Source organism: Neisseria musculi (assembly GCF_014297595.2).
GTDB lineage: Bacteria > Pseudomonadota > Gammaproteobacteria > Burkholderiales > Neisseriaceae > Neisseria > Neisseria musculi.
Map to the genome: position 1 here is coordinate 773460 of NZ_CP060414.2, position 21638 is coordinate 795097.

19 protein-coding genes are annotated in these 21638 nt (G+C 50.9%); 16 read left to right on the top strand and 3 right to left on the bottom strand.

Annotation, left to right across the window (positions count from 1 at the left end; translation table 11 throughout):
• Positions 1-6: 6 nt before the first annotated feature.
• The 3 genes from H7A79_RS03860 to H7A79_RS03870 all read left to right on the top strand — a co-directional run bounded on the left by H7A79_RS03860 (position 7) and on the right by H7A79_RS03870 (position 4976).
• A complete protein-coding gene (locus H7A79_RS03860) occupies positions 7-1530 on the top strand; it encodes a hypothetical protein (protein ID WP_187001101.1) in 1524 nt (507 codons plus the stop codon).
• A gap of 456 nt (positions 1531-1986) precedes the next feature.
• Complete coding sequence (locus H7A79_RS03865) at positions 1987-3204, top strand: AcaB family transcriptional regulator (RefSeq protein ID WP_187001102.1); 1218 nt, start codon at positions 1987-1989, stop codon at positions 3202-3204.
• Between the two features lie 1367 nt (positions 3205-4571).
• Positions 4572-4976 (top strand): hypothetical protein, encoded by a 405-nt coding sequence (locus tag H7A79_RS03870; RefSeq protein ID WP_214646410.1) that lies wholly within the window; start codon positions 4572-4574, stop codon positions 4974-4976.
• Here H7A79_RS03870 and H7A79_RS03875 read toward each other — a convergent pair.
• On the bottom strand, positions 4969-5196 hold the full coding sequence (locus tag H7A79_RS03875; RefSeq protein ID WP_187001104.1) for a hypothetical protein: 228 nt from the start codon (positions 5194-5196) through the stop codon (positions 4969-4971). The genes H7A79_RS03870 and H7A79_RS03875 overlap by 8 nt on opposite strands.
• A gap of 162 nt (positions 5197-5358) precedes the next feature.
• On the opposite strand from H7A79_RS03875, the gene H7A79_RS03880 reads away from it, so the two are divergent.
• The 7 genes from H7A79_RS03880 (at position 5359) to H7A79_RS03910 (ending at position 12478) form a co-directional block, all read left to right on the top strand.
• A complete protein-coding gene (locus H7A79_RS03880) occupies positions 5359-5889 on the top strand; it encodes a hypothetical protein (protein ID WP_187001105.1) in 531 nt (176 codons plus the stop codon).
• A gap of 298 nt (positions 5890-6187) precedes the next feature.
• Positions 6188-6619 (top strand): single-stranded DNA-binding protein, encoded by a 432-nt coding sequence (locus H7A79_RS03885; RefSeq protein WP_187001106.1) that lies wholly within the window; start codon positions 6188-6190, stop codon positions 6617-6619.
• Between the two features lie 68 nt (positions 6620-6687).
• Entirely contained in the window at positions 6688-9192 is a 2505-nt protein-coding gene (locus tag H7A79_RS03890; protein WP_187001107.1) for a TraC family protein, read from the top strand.
• Between the two features lie 19 nt (positions 9193-9211).
• Positions 9212-9754, top strand: a complete 543-nt coding sequence (locus H7A79_RS03895) for a hypothetical protein (RefSeq protein WP_187001108.1) — start codon at positions 9212-9214, stop codon at positions 9752-9754.
• Between the two features lie 3 nt (positions 9755-9757).
• Positions 9758-10273: a signal peptidase I gene (gene lepB, locus H7A79_RS03900; RefSeq protein WP_187001109.1), complete on the top strand. Its 516-nt coding sequence runs from the start codon at positions 9758-9760 to the stop codon at positions 10271-10273.
• Positions 10274-10385: 112 nt separating this feature from the next.
• On the top strand, positions 10386-11309 hold the full coding sequence (locus H7A79_RS03905) for a TrbC family F-type conjugative pilus assembly protein (protein WP_187001110.1): 924 nt from the start codon (positions 10386-10388) through the stop codon (positions 11307-11309).
• On the top strand, positions 11306-12478 hold the full coding sequence (locus tag H7A79_RS03910) for a TraU family protein (protein WP_187001111.1): 1173 nt from the start codon (positions 11306-11308) through the stop codon (positions 12476-12478). The genes H7A79_RS03905 and H7A79_RS03910 overlap by 4 nt, the downstream gene beginning before the upstream one ends.
• On the opposite strand, the gene H7A79_RS03915 is transcribed toward H7A79_RS03910, so the two are convergent.
• Positions 12471-12662, bottom strand: coding sequence for a hypothetical protein (locus H7A79_RS03915; RefSeq protein WP_187001112.1), 192 nt, complete (start codon positions 12660-12662; stop codon positions 12471-12473). The genes H7A79_RS03910 and H7A79_RS03915 overlap by 8 nt on opposite strands.
• 238 nt (positions 12663-12900) lie before the next feature.
• Here H7A79_RS03915 and H7A79_RS03920 point away from each other — a divergent pair, with 238 nt between their 5' ends.
• The 6 genes from H7A79_RS03920 to H7A79_RS03945 are packed head-to-tail and all read left to right on the top strand — an operon-like array spanning position 12901 to position 20815.
• Positions 12901-13512: an SEL1-like repeat protein gene (locus tag H7A79_RS03920; RefSeq protein ID WP_187001113.1), complete on the top strand. Its 612-nt coding sequence runs from the start codon at positions 12901-12903 to the stop codon at positions 13510-13512.
• A gap of 6 nt (positions 13513-13518) precedes the next feature.
• Positions 13519-14478: a conjugal transfer protein TraF gene (gene traF / locus H7A79_RS03925; RefSeq protein WP_187001114.1), complete on the top strand. Its 960-nt coding sequence runs from the start codon at positions 13519-13521 to the stop codon at positions 14476-14478.
• A gap of 1 nt (position 14479) precedes the next feature.
• Complete coding sequence (locus H7A79_RS03930) at positions 14480-14758, top strand: hypothetical protein (protein ID WP_187001115.1); 279 nt, start codon at positions 14480-14482, stop codon at positions 14756-14758.
• Positions 14755-16275, top strand: coding sequence for a conjugal transfer protein TraH (locus H7A79_RS03935; RefSeq protein ID WP_187001116.1), 1521 nt, complete (start codon positions 14755-14757; stop codon positions 16273-16275). The genes H7A79_RS03930 and H7A79_RS03935 overlap by 4 nt, the downstream gene beginning before the upstream one ends.
• Positions 16276-16293: 18 nt before the next feature.
• Positions 16294-17070, top strand: coding sequence for a conjugal transfer protein TraG N-terminal domain-containing protein (locus H7A79_RS03940; RefSeq protein ID WP_187001117.1), 777 nt, complete (start codon positions 16294-16296; stop codon positions 17068-17070).
• Complete coding sequence (locus H7A79_RS03945; RefSeq protein WP_187001118.1) at positions 17042-20815, top strand: 6TM ABC transporter family protein; 3774 nt, start codon at positions 17042-17044, stop codon at positions 20813-20815. The genes H7A79_RS03940 and H7A79_RS03945 overlap by 29 nt, the downstream gene beginning before the upstream one ends.
• Before the next feature lie 300 nt (positions 20816-21115).
• Here H7A79_RS03945 and H7A79_RS03950 read toward each other — a convergent pair whose 3' ends face one another.
• Positions 21116-21634 (bottom strand): hypothetical protein, encoded by a 519-nt coding sequence (locus H7A79_RS03950; protein WP_187001119.1) that lies wholly within the window; start codon positions 21632-21634, stop codon positions 21116-21118.
• Between the last annotated feature and the right edge of the window lie 4 nt (positions 21635-21638).

Genomic DNA, 21638 nt, shown 5'->3' on the forward strand with positions numbered 1-21638 from the left:
TACAGGATGTTTCCCACCAAGAATACATTCAGTCCGACTGCGGTAATGTCTCCGGAAGAATACAACAAAACGCTCATGCAATGCTGGAAAATGTTGCAGGCAGGGCGACGCGTATCCATTCACCGCAGTTTGATCCAAATTACCGGTAATGACATTAAAACTGCCGCCTTCCTGTCGCAGTTGCTTTATTGGCTGCGCGTCGGCACCGAAGTGGAACAAAGGGATGGCTGGATTTTTAAAAGCATCCAACAGACGGAATATGAAACAGGCCTGACTAAAACAGAGCAGCGTAAATGCAAGGACGATCTCAAAAAGCTCGGATTCATTCAAACCGGTTTTTTCGGCCAAGGCCGCAACCTTGCATTCAAGATCAATATTGACGCAATTTGTAAGGCCGTCTGCGCCCAGTTTGGTGTTCAGAATATGTCCCAAATTACCTTGGAAGACTGGCGCAAACAGGAATTGGATTTTTTCCGCATCTATTTCAGCGATTCCGTGGTTTACCACATGTCTCTCGTTCAGATGACCGGCGATATTTATATAGCCATCATGCTCAGCGATATCTTACGCAACTGTGCCAAGAACGGTTCCGAAACATCAAAGCTGTTCAAACGGCAACGGTTGTTCAGTACCGCTACTATGCTTGAGTGGGAGAACCGCACCTTTATCACCCGAACCACTCAAAATCGCGCCCGTAAATTTTTGAAGCACCATGGTTTGATTGTTGAAGCACACTATCTTCGCAATGCCCGCATCTTTACACACCCGGACGGGCTGCTGCTGATGCAATTGTTGAAACAACGTGTGCGCCTTCCGAAACTGAGCCAATCGGTTAAACCACATGCTGCTCATCCGGAAATGCAGCAACAGTCCTTACTGCCGCAATCAACCTTTTCTGAAAACTGCGGCAACATCGCTAAACCTGCAACTCCGCAAGTGCTGAATCCTGCATCTTCGGGTTTGGCAAGTGCTGAATCCTGCAACTCCCTTATATATAAAAAACCTACGGTTTTTTCTATTACAACTACTACAAACAGCCATGAACAGTCCGAACATTCCGAGAACGGTCACAATGATGTGGTAGTGGTTGTTGATAAATGTTTAAACCAAGAACAGCAAGCACGAGCATTTGTGGCTGTCGGTAAATTTTCAGATTTAGTGTTTCCACCGAATATCCACCACGAAGACAAATCTTCGGTGCTCAAAATATTCAACCAGTATTTGCCCAACGCTGATTTGGAAACTTATCAACAGATTTTGGATGAAACCGGAGCTGGGGGAAAAAACATCAAAAACCCTCTATCGTACATTGTCGGCATTACAAAAAATGCAGCAAAGGGCGAGTTTGAACCTACCAGAGCCAAGCAATATCGACGACAACGTGAAAACACTGAGCGCAACAGGGCTAACTACGAAAAAAGTCTTAGACCAAAATTTAACGAAGAAAAAAACTGCCTGCAAACCGCTGAAGAAAGCAGAGCTGCATTACGTGAATATTTAAAAAAAGGCACAGTCGGAAGTAAACAATAAGTGTATCCACTGGATACAGTTTGAACAACCAGCTAAGTGTATCCACTGGACACAGTTTGAACAACCAGCTAAGTGTGTCCACTGGATACGGTTTGAACAACCAGCCGGGTGTATCCCCCGGATACAGTTTGGAACCAACAGCCGGGTGTATCCCCCGGATACAGTTTGGAACCAACAGCCGGGTGTGTAGCCCCTACACACTTGAAACCAACAAACCGGGTGTGTAGCCCCTACACACTTGAAACCAACAAACCGGGTGTGTAGCCCCTACACACTTGAAACCAACAAACCGGGTGTGTAGCCCCTACACACTTGAAACCAACAAACCGGGTGTGTAGCCCCTACACACTTGAAACCAACAAACCTGGTGTGTAGCCCCTACACACTTGAAACCAACAAACCGGGTGTATCCCCCGGATACAGTTTGGAACCCCAATTACTTATAGGAGAACTACTATGACCGCAACAAATGTAGAGCAGCCGGTTTCCAAATGGGACCGCCGTTTGGTAAAACAACAAATCATTATTCAAGCTCGTTCTATAAAAGCCGGTGCAGATACCGGCATTCGCGGAACAACTACCGAGTTCCCGACAACTGATAAATCTTATTTTAGTGACCGCTATGATTGGCAGGGAGAGAAAGAAAGACTGGGCATTTTGGCAACCGGTGCCGTGTATGTCTCCGAAGACGACGAAAATTACGCCAGTGTTCAAAACTTTAAATACCACTCTATGCTGCTTCGTAGGCACATTCACCGCAACCACTCAAATGGGCGGCTACGCTCTCGAATCAAACCCGAACAAATCAATCTCGATAACTATGAAATTTACACTTCCGAAGACGAGAGCTTCGGTGCCGTAGGCAATCTTACGGACGAAGAACAGGATTTCATCGAGTTGCATACCAAAGATGCCGTATGTCTTTGGACGGGTAAGAATGATAAGAAATTAGGCAATAAGCGATACGCCGGCATTCAGTACGTTATTCCGCTCAGCATTCAAATATGGAATGAAGCTCGAAATAATAATCCTTTCGCCTATGCTGCTTTATTTGCAATTGAGACAGAACTTGACACGCTTATAAAACACCTGCGAGCACAAATACAGATACTGAAAAACCAACTGGATAAAATCAATCAGACAGGTATTCATGTCAGTTTGCGTGTCAACAAAGATACGATAAAAATTCCTGTGCGCGTAGCTAATCTGGGTTTTCAATTGCTTGAACTGCTGACTATGTACGATGAACTCATGCGTTACTGCTACATCTACTTGAACAAGAAAATTGAACTCAACGAGGAAAGTGTAGAAGCAACCGGTTTCGATTCCGTTTTCGAACTGAAAAAACACGTTTCAAGTTCCTGTCGTATATTCAATCAAAATGTGTATCACCGGGCCATGAAAATCCGCTCGTTAAAAGAAATTAAATGTCGGTGTTCGGATTTATTGAACGACGTTGACGGTGAAATCGGCGAAAAACTCAGCATGGCCGTCAAAGTAAAAATGGTAGAGCCATTAACACCGGAAATTCTCAGCTATGAAGTCAAACTGAAAAGCGGAAACCTGAAAAATCCATTTTCACAGGAAGCTACTCAACAACTTATAGAATACGCCCGTAAACATGGGTTGATAGTGGAAGAGAACAGTATTCAGAAATCAGATGCCGGAGAATAACAAACTCTGGTTCTCGTTAAGACTGTATCCGGGGGATACACCTACAACTAACACTGAGTGTGTCACCCATATACGGTTGAGAACCGACAGAAAAGTGTGTAGCCCCTACACACTTTAAACAGCAGCCGAGTGTGTCCACTGGACACAGTTGAAAACCAACGGCCGGGTGTGTCCCCCGGACACAGTTTGAAACCAACGGCCAAGTGTGCCCACTGGGCACAGTTGAAACCAACAGCCAAGTGTGCCCACTGGGCACAGTTGAAACCAACAGCCGGGTGTGCCCACTGGGCACAGTTGAAAACCAACGGCCAAGTGTGCCCACTGGGCACAGTTGAAAACCAACGGCCGGGTGTGTCCCCCGGACACAGTTTGAAACCAACGGCCAAGTGTGCCCACTGGGCGCAGTTGAAACCAACGGCCAAGTGTGCCCACTGGGCACAGTTTAAAACCAATATCTGGGTGTGCCCCCCAGGCACAGTTTGAAACCAACGGCCAAGTGTGCCCACTGGGCACAGTTGAAACCAACAGCCGGGTGTATCCACTGGATACAGTCGGAACCAACAGCCAAGTGTGCCCACTGGGCACAGCTGGAACCGCAAACAGGTGTGTCCCCCGGACACAGTCAGTAACATAAAAAAGGGGAAAAATGCCTAGACAATTCGATACTTTTCAGGATCTCAGTGTCCACTATATTTCCGATAGCTACAAAAGCCTTTTAAGGGTAAGGGGGGGAGAAGAGCTGCCCCAGCAAATTAACCGTTTGGAAAACGAGTGGCTCCAACTCATTAAAGAAGCCGATACCTTCATGAAAGAGTGTAAAAACCTTTTCCAGCGAAAATACCTCTTCCTATCGTTAAAGATCGTGTACCAATATAACAAGTCCGAAAACATGAAACACTACGATCGTAAAAATTCTATCTGCCTTACCTGAGTTTCTGTTATCGGAATAAAAGTCTGACGCAATGGAAAGACGTGCAACCTCTGCTCCAGCAGATGCAGGCTACGGTGGAGGAGACTATATTGCATATGTGGGTGTTTAAGGGCTGCAAAGATTTTTACTTACGGGCGAGAATGCTTTCATCGCAAATCGATAACTTGACCGAATACCACAATCTAAACTCACAATTGCTCCAATCTACCAGCCTGGAAAAATCTATGTTGCCAAAAGCCATGTTAATGGTACCGGATGAGAATAAACTGCCCGGCTCGGGTTATTGGGGTGTGTAGGGGCTACACACTTTGGCGAAAGCCGGCACAACAGATAGGGTGTGTGCCTCCCAGGCACAGTTGAGAACCACCAGCCGGGTGTGTAGCCCCTACACACTTTGAGCAACAGTGCTAGAAATGAACACCTTAGGCAATTAAATTTGAAAGGCGATACTATGCAAAATCAAAATGAGACAAAACAAATTTTTGAATGGATTTCAGCCGAGAGGCCGTCTGAAATATTACCTGCCTCAGTGGCCGGCTGTATTTTTGAATTTTCACAGGTTATTTCGCGGATGATGGGAGAATTGAACATTACGCCAACTCGTGAAAATGTGCTTATGACGGCAAAACAGTTTTATATTCTGGCAAACCAATACTTAAATAAAAAGCTGCCGGATGTAAACGGCAGCTTGGAGGGTTTAACCGAATTCCAACTTCAACAGTCGGTTTATCAAAAGTGCCAAACGGCATTGGATGGCAAATGTGATGATGGTTTAAACCGATTGAAATCATATTTGGGTTTAGAACAGAACTTTATGCAATATCTGGGATTGGTTACTTAAAAAGAGTTATCCCATGTCGAACAACATTAAGTTTTTTTCCGATGCTGTTTAAAAGAAATTGCTGTTTTTCCCTGATGACAGCCAATTGTTTAGTTGGTGCGGGTTCGGCCGGATTTCCGCAATCTACATTGATTATTGGCATAAGTTCGACAAGTTCTGTCACGATTTCTGCTAGCGCATCGAAACGCTTTTGAAGGTCTTTGTGATCAAAATCTTTCATATTCAGACATTTTAGTTCCTATCGTGGTTGGTTATAGGACGAGGAACCATAACTATACCACGGTGCTAGCGGCAGCATTAAAGCCGTGACCGCCGGGAAAGACCGGCATTTCTTTCACTGTGAGTGTATAACCCCTACACACCCGTATTGCTGGATAAAATCATGACCAACGAAAAATACCTGTCGCAGGAACTGAAAACAGAGCGGCCTCTGCCGCGTTTTATCGCTTATCTCAAGTTGGCAATGGCAGTATTGGCCGTACTATGGTTCGTAGGCATGACTTTTTTTGTGGCATACCTTCTAATGACCTCAACCGGCATTGCCGATGTTCCTACATGGATAATCTATTTACTGGGTGGCGGATTCTTCGTACTAGGTTTTACTTCGACGATAATCAATGCCGTGGGGAATCAGTGGCAATACGGTCACTTAAAGCTGGACAATACTTTGATACTGATGGCCTGGATGATGGTTTTCGGTGTATATAGCGGCATACAGTTGGTCGGTGATGAGAACCGGCTGGGAGATAACGACAGGGTTTTAATTATGCACGGGATAAACAGTTTGGCATCACGAGCTGCGGCTAACGATGATAGCGAACAGTTAGCGTTTTGGTGTCAAGAACGTGTACGTTATGAACAGCAATTTAAAGGGTGGTTGCTACCGGATATGCCAGACGCTTGTAAACACTAGAACATAGTAAAGGGGACTTTATTCCGCTTTTGAGGCCGTCTGAGATTTTCAGACGGCCTCTCTGTGTGTCCCCCGGACACAGTTTGCAACCAACAGCTAAGTGTGTCCCCCCGGACACAGTTAGAATCACCAGCCGGGTGTGTCCACTGGACACAGTCGGAACAAAAAAAATGTTTGACATCTGCTATTGAATGAGATAATATAACTATACCCTATCTTTATTTATTTAATTTGGGATAGTTTATTCCAAATTTCAAATCCGCAGATCTCCTGGGTCAATTATTCAGGAGATTTTGTGATGTCTGTAAAAATTGAAATCCGTGGCAATATCGGCGACGGAATCAAAATCCAAGAAGGCGAACGTAACGGCGAGCAATACAAGGTTTTGAGTTTTTCCGTTGCCTCAACCAAACGAAAAAAACAAATTGTAAATGGTAAAGAGGAATATGTGGCAGACGGTACCACTTGGTATAACTGCTCATATTGGAACAAGGACGTTGATGTTTTACACGCAAACCTGCAAAAAGGGTTGCCCGTCACCGTTACCGGCCATGTCGCCCGCACCGCCACTTATACGTCTAAACAAACAGGCGAGATTTTGCCTGCAATCGACGTACGCGTCGAAAACGTCTACTTAAATCTTAACAGTAAACGCCTCGAAGAAATCAAGCTCAAACCCGCGCGCGGTCCCAATGAGACCGACTCGGATGATGAGGGCGACCCGTTTTAAGCCGGTGCCGGAATATTTCGGTATTCCGGCTATTCGTATTTCCTATATTAATTTTTCGGTAGATGGCCATGACCTTAGATTTTTTCAAAATAAATCAGAATCGGGATCGCGGTGTCCAGTTCATCAGCCTTAAAACTGCGCTTGATGACACCAAAATCCATTATTTTGAAAAGGAAAATGCAATCGGCGTGATCGGCGAGTTCGCGCCGGTCTCCGGTTGGTCGAGAACATTGCGTAATGCCGTCGTGGAAATGCTTAATATGGATTTCCCGGCTGACACCTTCACCCAATTCATTCAGCTCAACTATCCGTATGTCGATACACGATTGGAACAATATCTGAAAGAGCGTGCCGGCTGTGACGGCGATATATCCGTCCGCATGGCTCAGCAAGCGGTCAGAGAGCGGGCAGCTTTCCTGCGTCAGGGCTGCGAACATGCTCTGATTCCTTCTTCCGATATCAGAACCTTTTCATCCTTGGGGCTTTGGACCCTCAAAATTCCGCTTAAAAAAGCCAAAAACCCGATTAAGGCCAACGACGCCGAACTGGATCGTTTTTACGACGAGTGCGATCAATTCCTTAAATTGGTCGCAGTCTGCTGTTCCCATTTGGATGCGGCCGGCCTTCCGGTTTCTTTGTTAGACCGACAGCTCTATGCCGTCCTGCGCCGTTATTTCAATATCAAAGGGCCTTGGGACAGCGGCCTGTCTGATAACGAACCGCTCAATGAGCAGCTGTTCCCCCCGGGGAGTGCGGGTGACTGGGAAGCCGTCAATACGCCGTTTATGCACTTTTCCAACTTTGGTGAAATGGGACAGGAACAATATGTCGGTGCCCTGACTATCGACCGCTACCCCGACCAAACAACAAAATGGCATATGTCGAAAATGAACGAATTGCTCGGCAATCCTGCCGGCCGCAACCCGCAGCCTGGGGTGCCGTTCGCCATTACAACGACCATCCATTACCCGGAGCAAAACAAAGAACGCGCGAAATTCGTTGCGGCTACTACAACAACGGAAAAATCAGCCAAACAGGAATCCACCAGAAAATACAATAACCGTATCAGTGCCCGCCAGGCCGGCTTCAAATTGATGAATAAAAGCTTGGGTGAAGGCGGCCAAGTGGTTAACGTCAATACCACCATCCAGTTTTTCCATGAAAACCAGGAAAAAGTCCGCGATGCCATGACAAGAATGCAGTCCTATCTGTCATCCATGGGCATGGTCATGAAGCCGGAAACTTTCCTGCCGGAAGTGTCGTTCCTCAATAATTTGCCGATGAATATTTCGGCAGAGAGTGTCAAAAAGACATTCCGTTTCCGCACTATGACCAGCCGGCTGGCAGCGCATTTGCTGCCCGTATTTGACGACTGGGGCGGATACGGAAACGAAATGATGTTTACCACACGACGTGGCAAACTCGTTTCATACAGCATTTTCCACGACAACAACAGCAACTACAACACGATGATTTTGGGCGAACCCGGGGCGGGTAAAACCACCGTGACCCAAAATATCATCGAAGCCCTGCTTTCCTTGGGAGCCAAGGTGTGGACAGTGGATACGGGCAGCAGCAACGTGGCTTCAGCCAGCGTCCGGGGTGCAGAAATTCTCGACATACACGAAAAGTCCGACCTCTGTCTCAATCCGTTTACCAAAGTCAGCGATTTCAACAAAGAGGCAGAAATGATCTTGCCGATACTCGGCAAGATGGCCAAGCCGATAGAGGGTCTGAACGATTACGAAAACGTGCTCATGCTCGATGCCATGAAGCAGATGTTTACCCGCAATCAGAATCATACCGATATCGACGACATTATTGACTATCTCTACTCGCAATCCGGAAGAGATGCGGAAATCCAGCACCGGCTGGCACGCCTTCTCAGCCCTTTCGGAAGCGATATGCCGATGGGGCGGTGGTTCAACGGCACCAATAATTTCCGGACCGAAGCGGATTGGACCTTAATCGAGCTGTCCGGCATGAGCAATAACGAGCATCTGCGCGACGTAATTTTGATGGTTGTGGCATCAACCATCAAACAGGAAGTCTATCTCAGCCGCGACAACCGCAGAAGAATTTTGGTGTTGGGCGAGTGTGGTGAATTGTTGGGCAACCGGCCTTTTGCCGAGTTTACCGCCCGTCTGACCTCCAAAAACCGTAAAGAAGACGGCGGCGTGGTGGTAGAGGCCCAACATTTGGGACAGGTTCACGCTACCGAGTACGGTGCGCTGATTCAGGGTAACTGCTATACCAAAATGTTCCTCAAAACACCTGCGGATTCACTGAAAAATGCCAGAAAACAAGGATGGTTCGAACCTTCTCCCTATATCGACGGCCTGCTCAAGAGCCTGCACACGGTCGCCGGTCAGTATTCCAAAATCTGCATCATTGCCGGTGACAATCTGGCCACAATCGTACGCCTGATAGAAACCCCCTATAACCGCGTTATGTACAACACCAAAGGCCAAATGTTCAAAGAGCTGCAAAACAGGGTGCGCAACGGGGAGGATGTTACCGATTTGATTGCCGCCGAAGCCCGGGCGCTCTACGGCGACGGAACTTACGACTAAACGGAAAGAGTACAGCAAAATGAATGAAAATCAAACTCCCTTCCCCCAACAACCCATCCCGGCTCAAGGCCAAGATAAAACCCCTACAAGTGCTTCAGGGATGTTTTTCATCGTTTTGATGATCAGCCTGCTGGCTTTGCTTCTCGGCGGTTACAGTTTTTACAAAATCGTATATGGCAATAATTCTGCATCCGGTATCTATATGGTGGACGGTGTGAGGTTGACTGCATCCTACTTGGAAAAAGCCCGTAAGGAACAGGCAGCCGGTTACAAGACACCCGATCAGATCGAGCGCGAGACGTTGGCTACCGAGCAGGCGGTTCAGGCGGCCATCGATAAACTGGCGGCAGACGGCAAGGTGGTCATTCAAAGCCGGAATACGCTTGCCTATCCCGGCGAATCGGATATTACCGCACAGATTGCAGAAGATTTAGGCATCACTTTGTTACCGGAAAACCAACAAAAGGAGCTGTTGGGACAAAAAATAGGATCGGCTGATGCGATACCTGCCGCATTGCCGCAAGACGATAGCGATGCCAGAACCGGCTCGGGATTGGATTAACGCATGAAACACTTCGACTTCAGCCGTAAACGGTTGCTGACAGGCTTCATTTTAGGCTTGGTCTTGATTGCGGTTAAAACCGGGTACGACCATGCGTATCCGAATAGAAAGTTACTGGTGGGCAAACAGGTCATGAGCTGCCTGCCCTGGGATTTTTACTACTGGGACAGTGACCGGCCTGCCGGCGAAATCAAGCGTAACGACCTTTTGATATTCCCGGCAAGAAAAATGCAGCCCGTCATCAAGGACGGAGAAAAAATCGTCAAGATGGCCGCCGGCCTGCCGGGAGACAAGGTCACTATCCGCGACGGTATCGTTTCCATCAACGGTTCGGTCATCGGTGATATGGCGTACGGCGCAAAGAGCTTTAGCAAACCGATGAATTACTGGGACAAGGAATATGTGTTACAGCCAAACGAAATTTTCGTATTCGGAACAGAGTACAACTCCTACGATTCGCGCTACTGGGGGGCTTATCCGATGGATTTGGTCGACGGCCACGTTTCTGTGCTTTTCTAGTGCATATGCGCAAATCGACTTTGCCCGGCCGGTTAAAGCGCCAAACAGCCATAATACGCAGGCATTACAGGCCGAAATTGCCGGCTATGCCGGCCAATCCGCTCAAAGCACCATGCTGCTGCCCAACGGCCAACACCCGACCATGCGCGAGCTGTCTCCGACACGCACCGTGGTTTTTCTCTCCCGCAGTATGCCTGAAACCGTATTGATTCACCTGTTGAAGCAAGGGGCAGGCCGCAAAGATGTGGTTTTTGCCTTTCGAGGCTGGGGCGACGGTCCGGTCACAGATATGTTCAAGTACAGCAAAACTCTGCTTGGCAAACTGCCCGCGCAAGCGCGCAAAAAACCGCCCCAAATTATCGTGATGCCGGCCGCCTTCCGCGAATACCGTATCCATTACGTCCCAGCTGTACTGCACCGAGACAACGACAATAAATGGTATTTACTGCAAGGGGCGCAGTCCCTGGATGCTGCCGTCGGCACCATCCGCGCCCGTCGCTTTAACGAACGTGTCAGCCGGCAATACCGGGTTTCTGAACCCGACCAAGCCGTGGTGATGGAGCAGAAAATGAAGCGGCAGGATATACGGCCGCATATCCAAGCGGCACAACAAAGCGCCCGCAAACTGTTGGAGGGAACCGTAACCCTACCCGTCAACACCGAATACCGGCGCTACAACTATGCACCTTTCGTGGCTTCTACCTCCGATATCGTCAACCCCCGAGACGGTAAGGTGCTCTACCCCAAAGGCACCCGCTTCAACGTTTTGGCTTTGGATCCTCAGGGAAAACGGGCCATGGCCGTAATCGACGGCCGCAGCCGCTGGCAGGTTGAATTTGCCCGTCATCTGGTGGCAAAAAAACCGGATACATTAGTGCTGTACACCAAGCTAGGGTATTTGGCCGACGCAGGCATACCCGCTTCACCGTTGGATGCCGCCATGAAAGTCCGTCTGAAGGTTACGGGTGTGCCGACCTATTACCGGCAGAACGGAATGGTATTTAACGTAGTGGCCGTGCGGGAAGGAAAAAGATGAAAGCAAAACGGTTTTCTTTAATCGCCCTCGTAGCGGCCTGCCTGTCTGCATGGCCGTTAGCGGCAGCTGCCAATACCTGTTCCAACGCCGGTATCAAAACACTGATGCAGTTCGATTTCGATTCCGCATTTCCGCTGCGCATTATGGGACAGACGGTTGTTGAAGGCGGCGATGTGCCCAATCCGCCGGGAGCAACTTCCAAATCCGTCTGTAAATGCGGGGAGGAACCCTATGTCATTTACGGCTACACCCGTGGTATGTGGCTCCCTACCCGCTTTGTCGAGGTGGTGCGCGAAGCAACCTGCTCACCGGTGTACGGCTCATCGGTAAAAACCATGCTCCGGCAGTTGGCCAAAGTGAACGGTGTGGCCGCCAAGTCCGTAAAGACAAGCACCAACCTCACCGGTGGCGGCGAAGGCATGAATGCGTATGAAACAGGATTCCGCCACTATCACAGCTGGTCTTTCCCTTATTCGGATATGTATGGTTGGACCCCACGTTGCTTTGTCAAAGGTGGCGAACTGGAAACCTCCATAACCCAACCGGCCTGGTCGGGCAGCGATCAGGTGTTTTCCAATTTGCTCTACCCCGAGTGGATGGCTCTGGGCGTTTTGACGGCAACGCCGCTGTTTGATCTTGCCGCCCACACGGCCTCCTGTGCTGCCAATACCACCGGTGTGGGCTGGGGCATGGTGGATGATGCGGGCTATTGGCTGGGCGGCTGCATGGGCATGAATCTGCCCGCCGTCGGTGTCATGTCTTCAGAGCGAAACAATATCGTCGGTACTTCCACCATTCTCAACCGTTCCATCATGGTATCAAACCGTACCGGCGGCTTCGCTTCCATGAAAACCGTCGGTGACGATGCTTTATGTTCGCCGATTCCCGCACCTTTTCCGGCCAAATCCGAATTCAAGGCCGCCATGTTGTTCCCCTACCCTGAAAACGGCAGCGGTGCGGGTAGCAGTGATTCGGTATCAGGAGGGGTTTCGGCCCAACTTTCCGGAGCGGTAGCCGATTTCTTCAATATCGGCAGTAAAGGCGCACACCGCCTGGGAGCTTCGGACTTCTCATGGGCGAAAGGGCGTAACGACCAATCTACCAACAGTAACGATACCGATGCGGTGTATCTGCTATGGCGGTGGGTGGATTGCTGCGAATTCAACTGAGGAAAAACATGAAACCGAACACGATTGCTTTTGCCTTGATATTTTGTGCCGCTATGGCGGCAGCCCAGCCTTCTGCGGAGCAAAAGGTATTCGGGATGCCGGGGGCTGCAACCGGAACGACGGAAGCCAAAACACCGCAGCCGCAGGCCGCATCGAAAACCGTCAAAACCGCGAAAACGGCCAACAAACTGCCGCCCCAGGCTCAGGCAAAGCAGATGTATGACCGTTTTAACGCCGGTGATCTGCTCTATGCCTCAAAGCTTAAGGATGCAGCCAATGCCGGAAACCCGTGGGCGGCATTGCAATACGGTTTTTTGGCGCATAGGGGGCGTTTACCCGGGCAGAAAGGGGTTAACCTTGCCTTGGCTCACAAAGCATATATGAAAGCCGTCAGACAGGGCGGAACGCTGACCGGAAACCATTTGGCCGCATACAACTTGGGATTGATTTATTACTACGGCGGCAACGGCTTTGCCAAAGACGGACGCGAAGCATTGAAATGGTTCGGCCTCGCCAACCAGTCCTACCGTGAATTCAAAAAATCACAAGGTGCAACGTTTTGGCCGGCGGCGCTGTACAGCGCACAAATACTCGAAAACGGTTATGGCGGCGTCAAAGCCGACAAAGCCGCAGCCAGGGTTCACTGGCAGGCAGCCGCCCGTGCCAACGACCCGGCCGCTCTTTACGGCTTAGCCCGCTCGGTTGCCCCCGAAAACCCTTTTGTCGCCATTGCCTCATTTAAAAAAGCGGCTGACCGTTGGCATGTACCCTCCATGCTGGCTTTGGCCAAGTGGTACTCGACCGAAGACAGGCTGCATCAGGCCGATCCCGTTCAGGCTGCCGCATGGCTGCAAACGGCAGCCATGGTTGACCGCAGATTTTCGGCTCAGGCAGCCGGTTACAGCCGCCGTCTGAATGCCAAACAGCAACAGACGGCCTCGAGCAAAGCCGCACAATGGTTTAAATCCCGTGGGATGAAACCGCCCGTACATGATTATTCCGCCCCTCTTAACGAAGACCCCGCCGCCCGCTAGGAGTGAATGATGAACCGAAAATTGAAACTGTCTTTGATGACCGTAGCGATGTTGTCGGCTGCCGTCGCCTGGTCACAGCGAAACGCATTTGATGCGGCTCAACCCGAAGGTTACTTTTGGTACAAGGACAAACCCAAACAAGTAAAGAAAGAAGAGCCGAAACCGGAAGAAAAAACACCGCAACCCCAACCGGCTGCGCCAAGCCAAAGTCCCGTATTAAAGCCCGGCAGCGCCGAATGGTTCCGTCAAACCGAGCAGAAGCTGTTGGACAATTTGAGCAGTGACCCTTCGGAGAAAAATGCTTTGGCCTATAAAGCGTTCGAGCATTTGCGTAACGACCGCGTGGACGAAGTAGCTCGTACCACCGAAAAGATTCTCAACAAATATCCCTATTTATCCGAGGCCGTGCGCGTACCGATTGCCGCCCATGCCCGCCAGCAGGCACTTTGGCAGATAGACCAAGCCAAAGAAGGCATCATCGGCGACCTCCGCAATAAGGCCGGTCTGTGGATGTTTTTCGACAGCAACTGCAATTTCTGCCACGCCCAGTATGAAACGGTAAAAATGCTGGAGCAAAAATACCGAATAGAGGTGCGTTATATCAGTATCGACGGCGGCGTTATCAAAGGCATGAACCAAAAACAGGTCCGATTCGACAACGGCGGTTCCCGTGCACGCCAGTTCGGCATTAAGGTAACACCTGCCGTAGTGATGGTGGTACCCCCGGAAACCGCAGCCATCATCGCCCACGGCGCCATGAGCCTTTCGGATTTGGAGGAAAAGATAGTCACGGCAGCCATCGATATGAAGATTGCCGATCCGAAACTGACCCGTACCGCCAAGATGAACGAGCGCGGCATGATTGAGCAGAGCGACTGGGAAGCTGCCGGCTTTACCGGCACGGAAACCCCGGAAGAGTTGTCCGAAAAAATCTACCGCATCATTACCAAAAAAATGGAGCAGTAGCATGAATGTTTTCAAACTCACCCGTGTTCAGGAAGCATACGGGCGCGATTACAGGCAGGCATATCCGATTATCGGCGAAATCTGCGCCCATGATTTGCAACGCCGCTGCGAGCTTATCGAAGAGAGGGAAAAAATGATCGGCGAAATCGGCGAGCACATGAGCAGCGTGTTTTACGAACGTATGGACAGCTACTTGATTCGACGCGATACCGTTTGCGGATCGGATTTGGATGCGCTGTTGGAAAAAATTGAAAAGTTTCTCGGAGTACCCCCAGTATGAATCTTATCAAAAGGCTTTCGAATGTTATCGGCATTCTGCTGACAGTCGTTCTGCTGGCCGTCAGCGTGAATGCCCGTGCCGATATCGGCAAGGGCATGGATATGATGTGGACGCAGACCAATCCGTCTTTCGGTGCGGTCAACGGCAACTACGGCGGCCAGCTCGGCGGCTTCAGTATGCGCTCCCCCGTGCGTTCGTTCAATATTGTCGCCTACGACCCGCCCCGCTTTGCCGCCGGGTGCGGCGGCATTGATGCGTCGTTCGGCTCGTTCTCAATGATCTCGCTCGACAATATGCGCAATATCATGCGCGGCATCATGTCCAATGCCGGCGGCTACACCGCCAAAGTGGTATTGGACAACCTTTGCACACGCTGCCAGGGCATCATGACCGGCCTGCACGATCTGACATCCAAAATCAACAGCGCATCCAAAAATACCTGCCAAATCGGCAGCCATTTGGTCGATGCAGCCCGGGGCACCACCCAGCTGGGCAGTTTGTGGAAAAACGACGGTTTGTCATCCCGTGAAGCAGTAACAGCCGCTGCCAAGGGTGCATTTTCGGATTTCTACGAAGCAAACGAAAACCGCTTCAAAAACGGTCAAAATGCCAACCGTGAAGGCAATGCGGCCGACGAAAGCACCATTTACGGCAACAATCTGATGAACACCTTGGCCAGCACCGGTGTTTTCGGAAACGGCAGCAGCGCCGCCGCAAGCATCGATACCGCCCCTTACGGCGGCGACCAGGGTTTTCTCGAGCTGGCCATGAACCTCTACGGCACCGACATCAACCTGACCGGCAGCAATGCCGCCTCCTCTTCTTCCGGCGGCGATTTCGCCAAAGGTTCGACCAACCGTAAAGACAAGCAGCTGGCACCACTGTGGAGTTTTGACGATTTGGTAAACGGAGCGCCGACCGGCGGCAACCTGAACGGTTACAGCTGCGAGGATTTCAATGTCAGCAAAGCCGACAGCTGTCAGAACGTTGCGGTCAAACAGACAGAATATCCGGGCACCAAGCGCTACATCATCGGCCTGCTGGCGGGCAAACAGACGAATATGGGTGACAGTAATGTTATGGGCGATTCCCGCACATCTGCCATCGCACCCGACAGCATCATGGCTTACCTCTCCGACAACTCCGTAACCTTGGACGAAAGACAACACCGCTTCCTGAACGCCTTGCCGATCGAAACCCGTACCGCCTTATCGTCGGTAGCCGCCACCGGCAATACCGCACTGATGGCCATGATGGTGGATTACGTCGCAGAATCGCTCGGCCGCAATATGGCAGCGGAGCTGGTTCAGGCAATGAACAAAACCCTGTCTGTTTCGTATTCGGCCAATGTATCGAACGGCAAAGACATCGCTCCGATGTCCGAAGTTCAGAAAGCGCAATCGGACAAATTGGAGAGAAGGGCTGAAATTTACCTCGACCCGGAAAGCCGTAGCCGGATGCAGCGCAGCATTCTGAATCAGACAAACATTACCATGAAGCTCAACGGCTTGAATTAACACCATAGAGGCCGCGTCATGTCAGCAATCAAACAGTACCTTACCCGAATTTATATTCTATTCCTGCTACCTTTGCTCTACGTTCCGGCGGTTTGGGCGGAGCTTCCGCAGGATACGGTTGAAGGAGACCCCGGAATCTTTACGATTTGGGTTTCCGGCGACCTCGAACCTGCCTGGCGGGCATTCAAGATGGCTGCCCTGCTCTTCGGCGGCGATGGTCCGTTTATTTTCGGCGTTATCAAGGTCGGGTTACTGATAGCCTGTTTGATGGCGGCCATCTATATCATGACCGCAGGCAAACTGACACCGTTGCAGAACCTGTTCATGGTGTTTTTATTTGCCGTGCTGATGGTACCCAAAACTACCGTATATATTGCCAATTATATGGATGAAAACGGTATGGCCAATGCCGGTGCCGTCCGTTTCAAACAGGTGGACGGTGTTCCGTTCGGTGTGGCCGCCCTGCTGGGTTTTTTCAGTACGCTCAGCTATTACACAACAGTCGGGGTCGATACGGCCGCCCAGTTCGTCGCTGATGTCAATTGGACGGGCGCTTCGGGTTTCGATACCGGCACGGAGGCGGGCGGTTTGCCGCTATACGGTTCGCAAGGCGTACACAGTCCCCTGAAAACCCTGATTGGACTGCGTCGCACCTTTGCGCAAGGCGGCAACCCGATGCTGACCACCAATATGGCCACTGCCGCCCAAGACTGCAAAACCTGGAATAAACGCTGGGGGGGAAACCACAAACGGCGGTTATCTCAATGTGATCACCAAAGGCTTGCAGAGCGGTGAAACCAAGGTTTGGCTGGAATCGGGTGCAGGTGACGGCAAGGTGGTACAGGCTGCCATGAATTGTGCCGATGCGGGTAAAGTGATTGCTGCGCAATCTCTGGCATTATCCACACCAAAACCGGGTAAAACCTATTCTCCGGCAGCTGAGCAATTACAGGTGGGACTACGCAATATCAGCAGCGGCAAAACCATGCAAATCGGTTCTCAGGCGGCAGTGATACAGAAGGAACTTAATGCCCTCCCCTCTGCGGTGGCGTCGATTTCCGGTGCTTCGGCAGGCAGCGCCGAAACCCCCCACAACATCTTGAAATTCGCCTATGACCGGGTAATGGCCAACGGCGGCCATCTCAACCCTAACGAATTGGCACGTTTTTACAGCGCGGGCGTGGCGGTAGATGCCGCCAGTATTCAGTCGGCGTTGATATTAAACCGTGTCGCACAACGCTGTATCGGTAATTCCGACCCATCCTGCGAACGTGCCGAACAGATTATGGGTGAGGCCTTGTCGGCAGCGGCCGTGGATGCGGCCGGCGAAGCCAGCGGCTGGCAGAGTATGTTCCAAAAATTTATGAATTTCATGCTCTCTTTCTACGTCATGATTACTCCGCTGATGATCTTCGTCGTTTTGGTGCGCGGTGTGAAGAGTTTTGTCATTCTCGGAACTTATGTCGTGTTGGCGGCGTGGATGAACCTGCTGTTACCGGTGCAGACCATCGCCGGCCATTTCCTGCAATACGCCTTGTCCGACGAGCTGTATAACATGCTGAGTGAAGCGGTATTGAGCCAGAAACCCTTGGCGGCTTTATCGCCGCAGTTTACCGACAGGGTTTTCGAAGAGTTGCAGAAAACCATTCTGACCGGCTCGACGATTATGTCCGGTGTCTCCACCCTCGCCCTGTTGGTGCTGATAGGTTCCCCGTATGTGATGAGCCGCTTTGCCGACCGTTCCACTATGGTGGGACAAGGTAACATCGATGAAAAAACAGAATCGCCGAAACTGGACGAATCGCCCGTTATCGACGCAGCCGGCATCATTTCCCGTTCCGGTGCGGGTCAGGCTTTGGAGCGCGGCAGTCAGCTGATGAGCCAGGCCGAAGCCGCCTTCCCCGGCAAGCTGGATTTGAGTGTCAGCAGTGCGGTGCAGCAGCAGGCGGTTTCCACCGTCGATGCCGCCCTGAGCAAGGCGGAAAGCCAAACCCTGTCCGAAATGCTGGCCACCACCGACAGCAGCGGCAGGGTGCTGGCAGACGGCTTTGTGCTCTCTAAAGGTCATGACGGCAAATGGACTTTTGATTATGCCCAAAAAGGCGAACAGGTTATGTCGGATGGCAATTCGCAAAAAATTACGGCAACCGCCAATGCGGGCTTCCAAGCGTTCGGTTTTGTGGGCGCGGGTGTTCGGGGTAATGCAGAGGCAGGACAGGCTGAGGAACTTAAATACGTCGACAGTAACGGCAACAGCCACAGCCTGTCGGCCTCGACCAAACTTGACGATATCCGCAAATTCGAAACCTCATCCGGCACGATGGACGCAAGCACCTTGCAGGAAGCCCGCCAGCAGGCTGTTACCGATATGCGCAGCGAACGGGAATCGCTGCAAACCGCTACCAGCTCGACCTTGTCCAACGGTGCTTCTGCCAGCATCGATTTGGATACCTTCCGCAAAGTGGGATTGTTGGATCATGCCGGCGGCCAAATCGGTCCGGACGGCCGGTATGTTTACGGTGCGTCTGATCAGATTTTTGCTGCGGCCAAAGCAGCCGGCACATACAACCAAACGGTAGCCGATGCGGTCATGCGTGCTGCCGATGCGCCGGGCAATGTCGATGCCAACGTGTACAAAGAGCTGTACGGTTACAGCGTCAACGGCAGCGATGCCGAAAAACTGGCCGCCACCGCCGCCTTCCAAAGAGTGTTTCAGACGGCCTCCGAGCACGGCCTTGCCGGCGCCAAGCCGATTGCCGACCAGTTCGAGAGCAAACTCAATGCACTGGAATACGGCACCCGTCACAGCGCGGACGTGCAATCCAAAATTAACGGCGGGATGGATGCGGCCGCAGCGGACAGACTGGGTTCCTATGCTGACCCGATAGACAAAGGCCGTCTGAACGGAGTCGGTCAGAATGTGGCGGGGGTGCAGGGGCGTGTTAACGGTGCGGAAAGCGAAATGACTGCCCGCCAGCAGATTTGGGAATACAACAACCAAAAAATCCGTGAGGCAGCGCAGGAAGTCAACAGCATACAGAAACAGATTAACGAATTGGAAAATCCTGCCAAGCAGGTTGGCAGGGGGGTGGAGGAAGTTCTTGGCCCGGACAACACCAAAGCGGCTCTAGTGGCTGCCGGTGTGGCCGCCGCTCCCACACTTAACGCCATACGGGCAAAAACGGCTGAAACCGAAGTACAGCAGGAGCAGACAAAAAATCAGGAAGACATTCAGCGGCTGAAAGAAAGAAAAGAGGAGCTGATTCAAAAAATCAACAGCTTCGATCCCGGCAATATGGTGCGAACCTTCGACGGCAAAGCGGTATCCGAAGTGTTGGGCTTCAATCCGGCGGAGCGTTTCGGCGGTGCGGACAGAATGGATCTGCGCGATGATACTCCCGTTCAAAAACAGTCTCCGACCGCCTCCGCTAGCACCAATGACGCTTCGCATGTCGGGATGCAGAAAGCGGCGGAAATGGTTAAAAAGATTACCAGCGAGAAGTTTTCAACTGATCCGGACAAACTGATCCATACTCCCGACCATATTGCCGCCCGGCGCGGGCTGGGAATGTGTGCCAACGGCACGGCGCTGATTCTCGGCAAGGCCGACCTGATAGACGACCGCAAGCACGGTAACGCCCAAGAAATGGGCAGGGAGCTGCAAAGCCGCTACGGATGGTCGGTGGTGGCCGGCGGTGATGTGACCGACCGCAAAGGAACAATCGAGGGCTATACCCCGCGAGACGGCCAAGTGGCATTGATTTCGCCGCACGGTATCGGGCCGAAAGACGGCAAAGGCGGCGACGAACACGGCCATATCGCGGTTTGGGTACAGGCTGCCGACGGCGGCAGAGGAGCCTGGGTATCCGATTATTATCAGGGAGACCGTATGGTACCCAACGGCAACTATATAAACGGCGGTTCCAAGATTACCATTTTGGAAAGTCCGCAGATGAAAGAGCATTTTGCCAAGCTGGAAGCCAAAGCTCCGGAAACGGCTGAAAACACGCAGAAAGCACCGGACGGGTTTGCCTCATCGATTAAATCGCTGATTGCCAAAGCCGAAGGCAACTACCATTCCGTCAATCTCGGCCGGGCTCACGGTAACCGCTCTTCAAGCCGCGATTTGTCGAATATGACCGTAAACGAAATTATGGCCGCCCAAAAACGCAATGAGTTTAACGTGGTAGGCAAATACCAAATCGTTGGAACCACTTTCCGCGATGCCGTTAAAGCATTGGATCTGAAAGGTAACGAGAAATTCACCCCCGCATTGCAGGAACGTATTTTTAACGACTACCTGCTGAAAAAAGCCGGCGGCGGTGCCGCTTGGGACTATATCCACGGCAAACACAACGACATCAATAAGGCGTTGGTGGCATTGGCCAAGGAATGGGCGGCATTTCCGGTTCCGGCTGCCATGAAAGGCCATGTCGGACAAGTTCAGGCCGGTCAGTCTTATTACCACGGCCACAACGGCAATAAGGCGCGGTTGAGCATTAACCAGGCTCGGGCGGCTCTGATGGATGCCCGGAAATGATTAAAACAGACGGCCTGCACACAGGCAGGCCGTCTGAAACCAATGGCGGAATTATTTTGTCATGGAAAAAAAGACATAGGATGCTATAGCGGTCATACACAACAACTTGAAGACGGTGGCAATGACTTTGACGGTTGTCCACGGTGTATTTGGGTCGCCGAAGATGTCCGTTTTTCCGTAGTAAATGTTTCTGGGATTATCAGCATGCATTATGTCGTTTTCGATGCTTTCATCATAAGAATCATTTTTGTATAAAGACATTATTTATTCTCCTTATATTTTAATTCAGGCCGTCTGAAATCAGGAGTTCAGATAGGCAGTAAACAGTACTATGGCTAGAACGGCACACAGAATCAAAAATATCAGAACTTGGTGCAGCCTATAACCGCTTTTATGCCGGTTGTTTTTGACATAGTAGGCTTTTTCTCCCCGGTGATTATTCACGGTTACGTTCTGTTGGATGATTTGTCCCGGTGGTGCAGTTTCCTGGAACTGGGGTGGTACCGCATCGGCTTTAGGCCGTTCGGCTTTTTTAACCATCAGGACATCGTATGCCCGCCAAGGATTCGTCCGTTTCGACAGAGTTAATTCGACCTCGTCGCCATGGTGTAGGTAAACGTAGTCCCAATCTTTGACTGAAAATCCGGCCGGTCGGTTCCCGTTGTCTGCTTTACGGACGAGAATGTTTTCGGGCAAAAGTATATCGTTGGGATGGAAAAAGCAATAATTATTGTAGCCGAGGGCAATGCGGATTATTTTACGGCCATTTTCCATCACTTCTATTCTGCCGTATTGCCTATTTTTTGGAGTATTACTCATGATG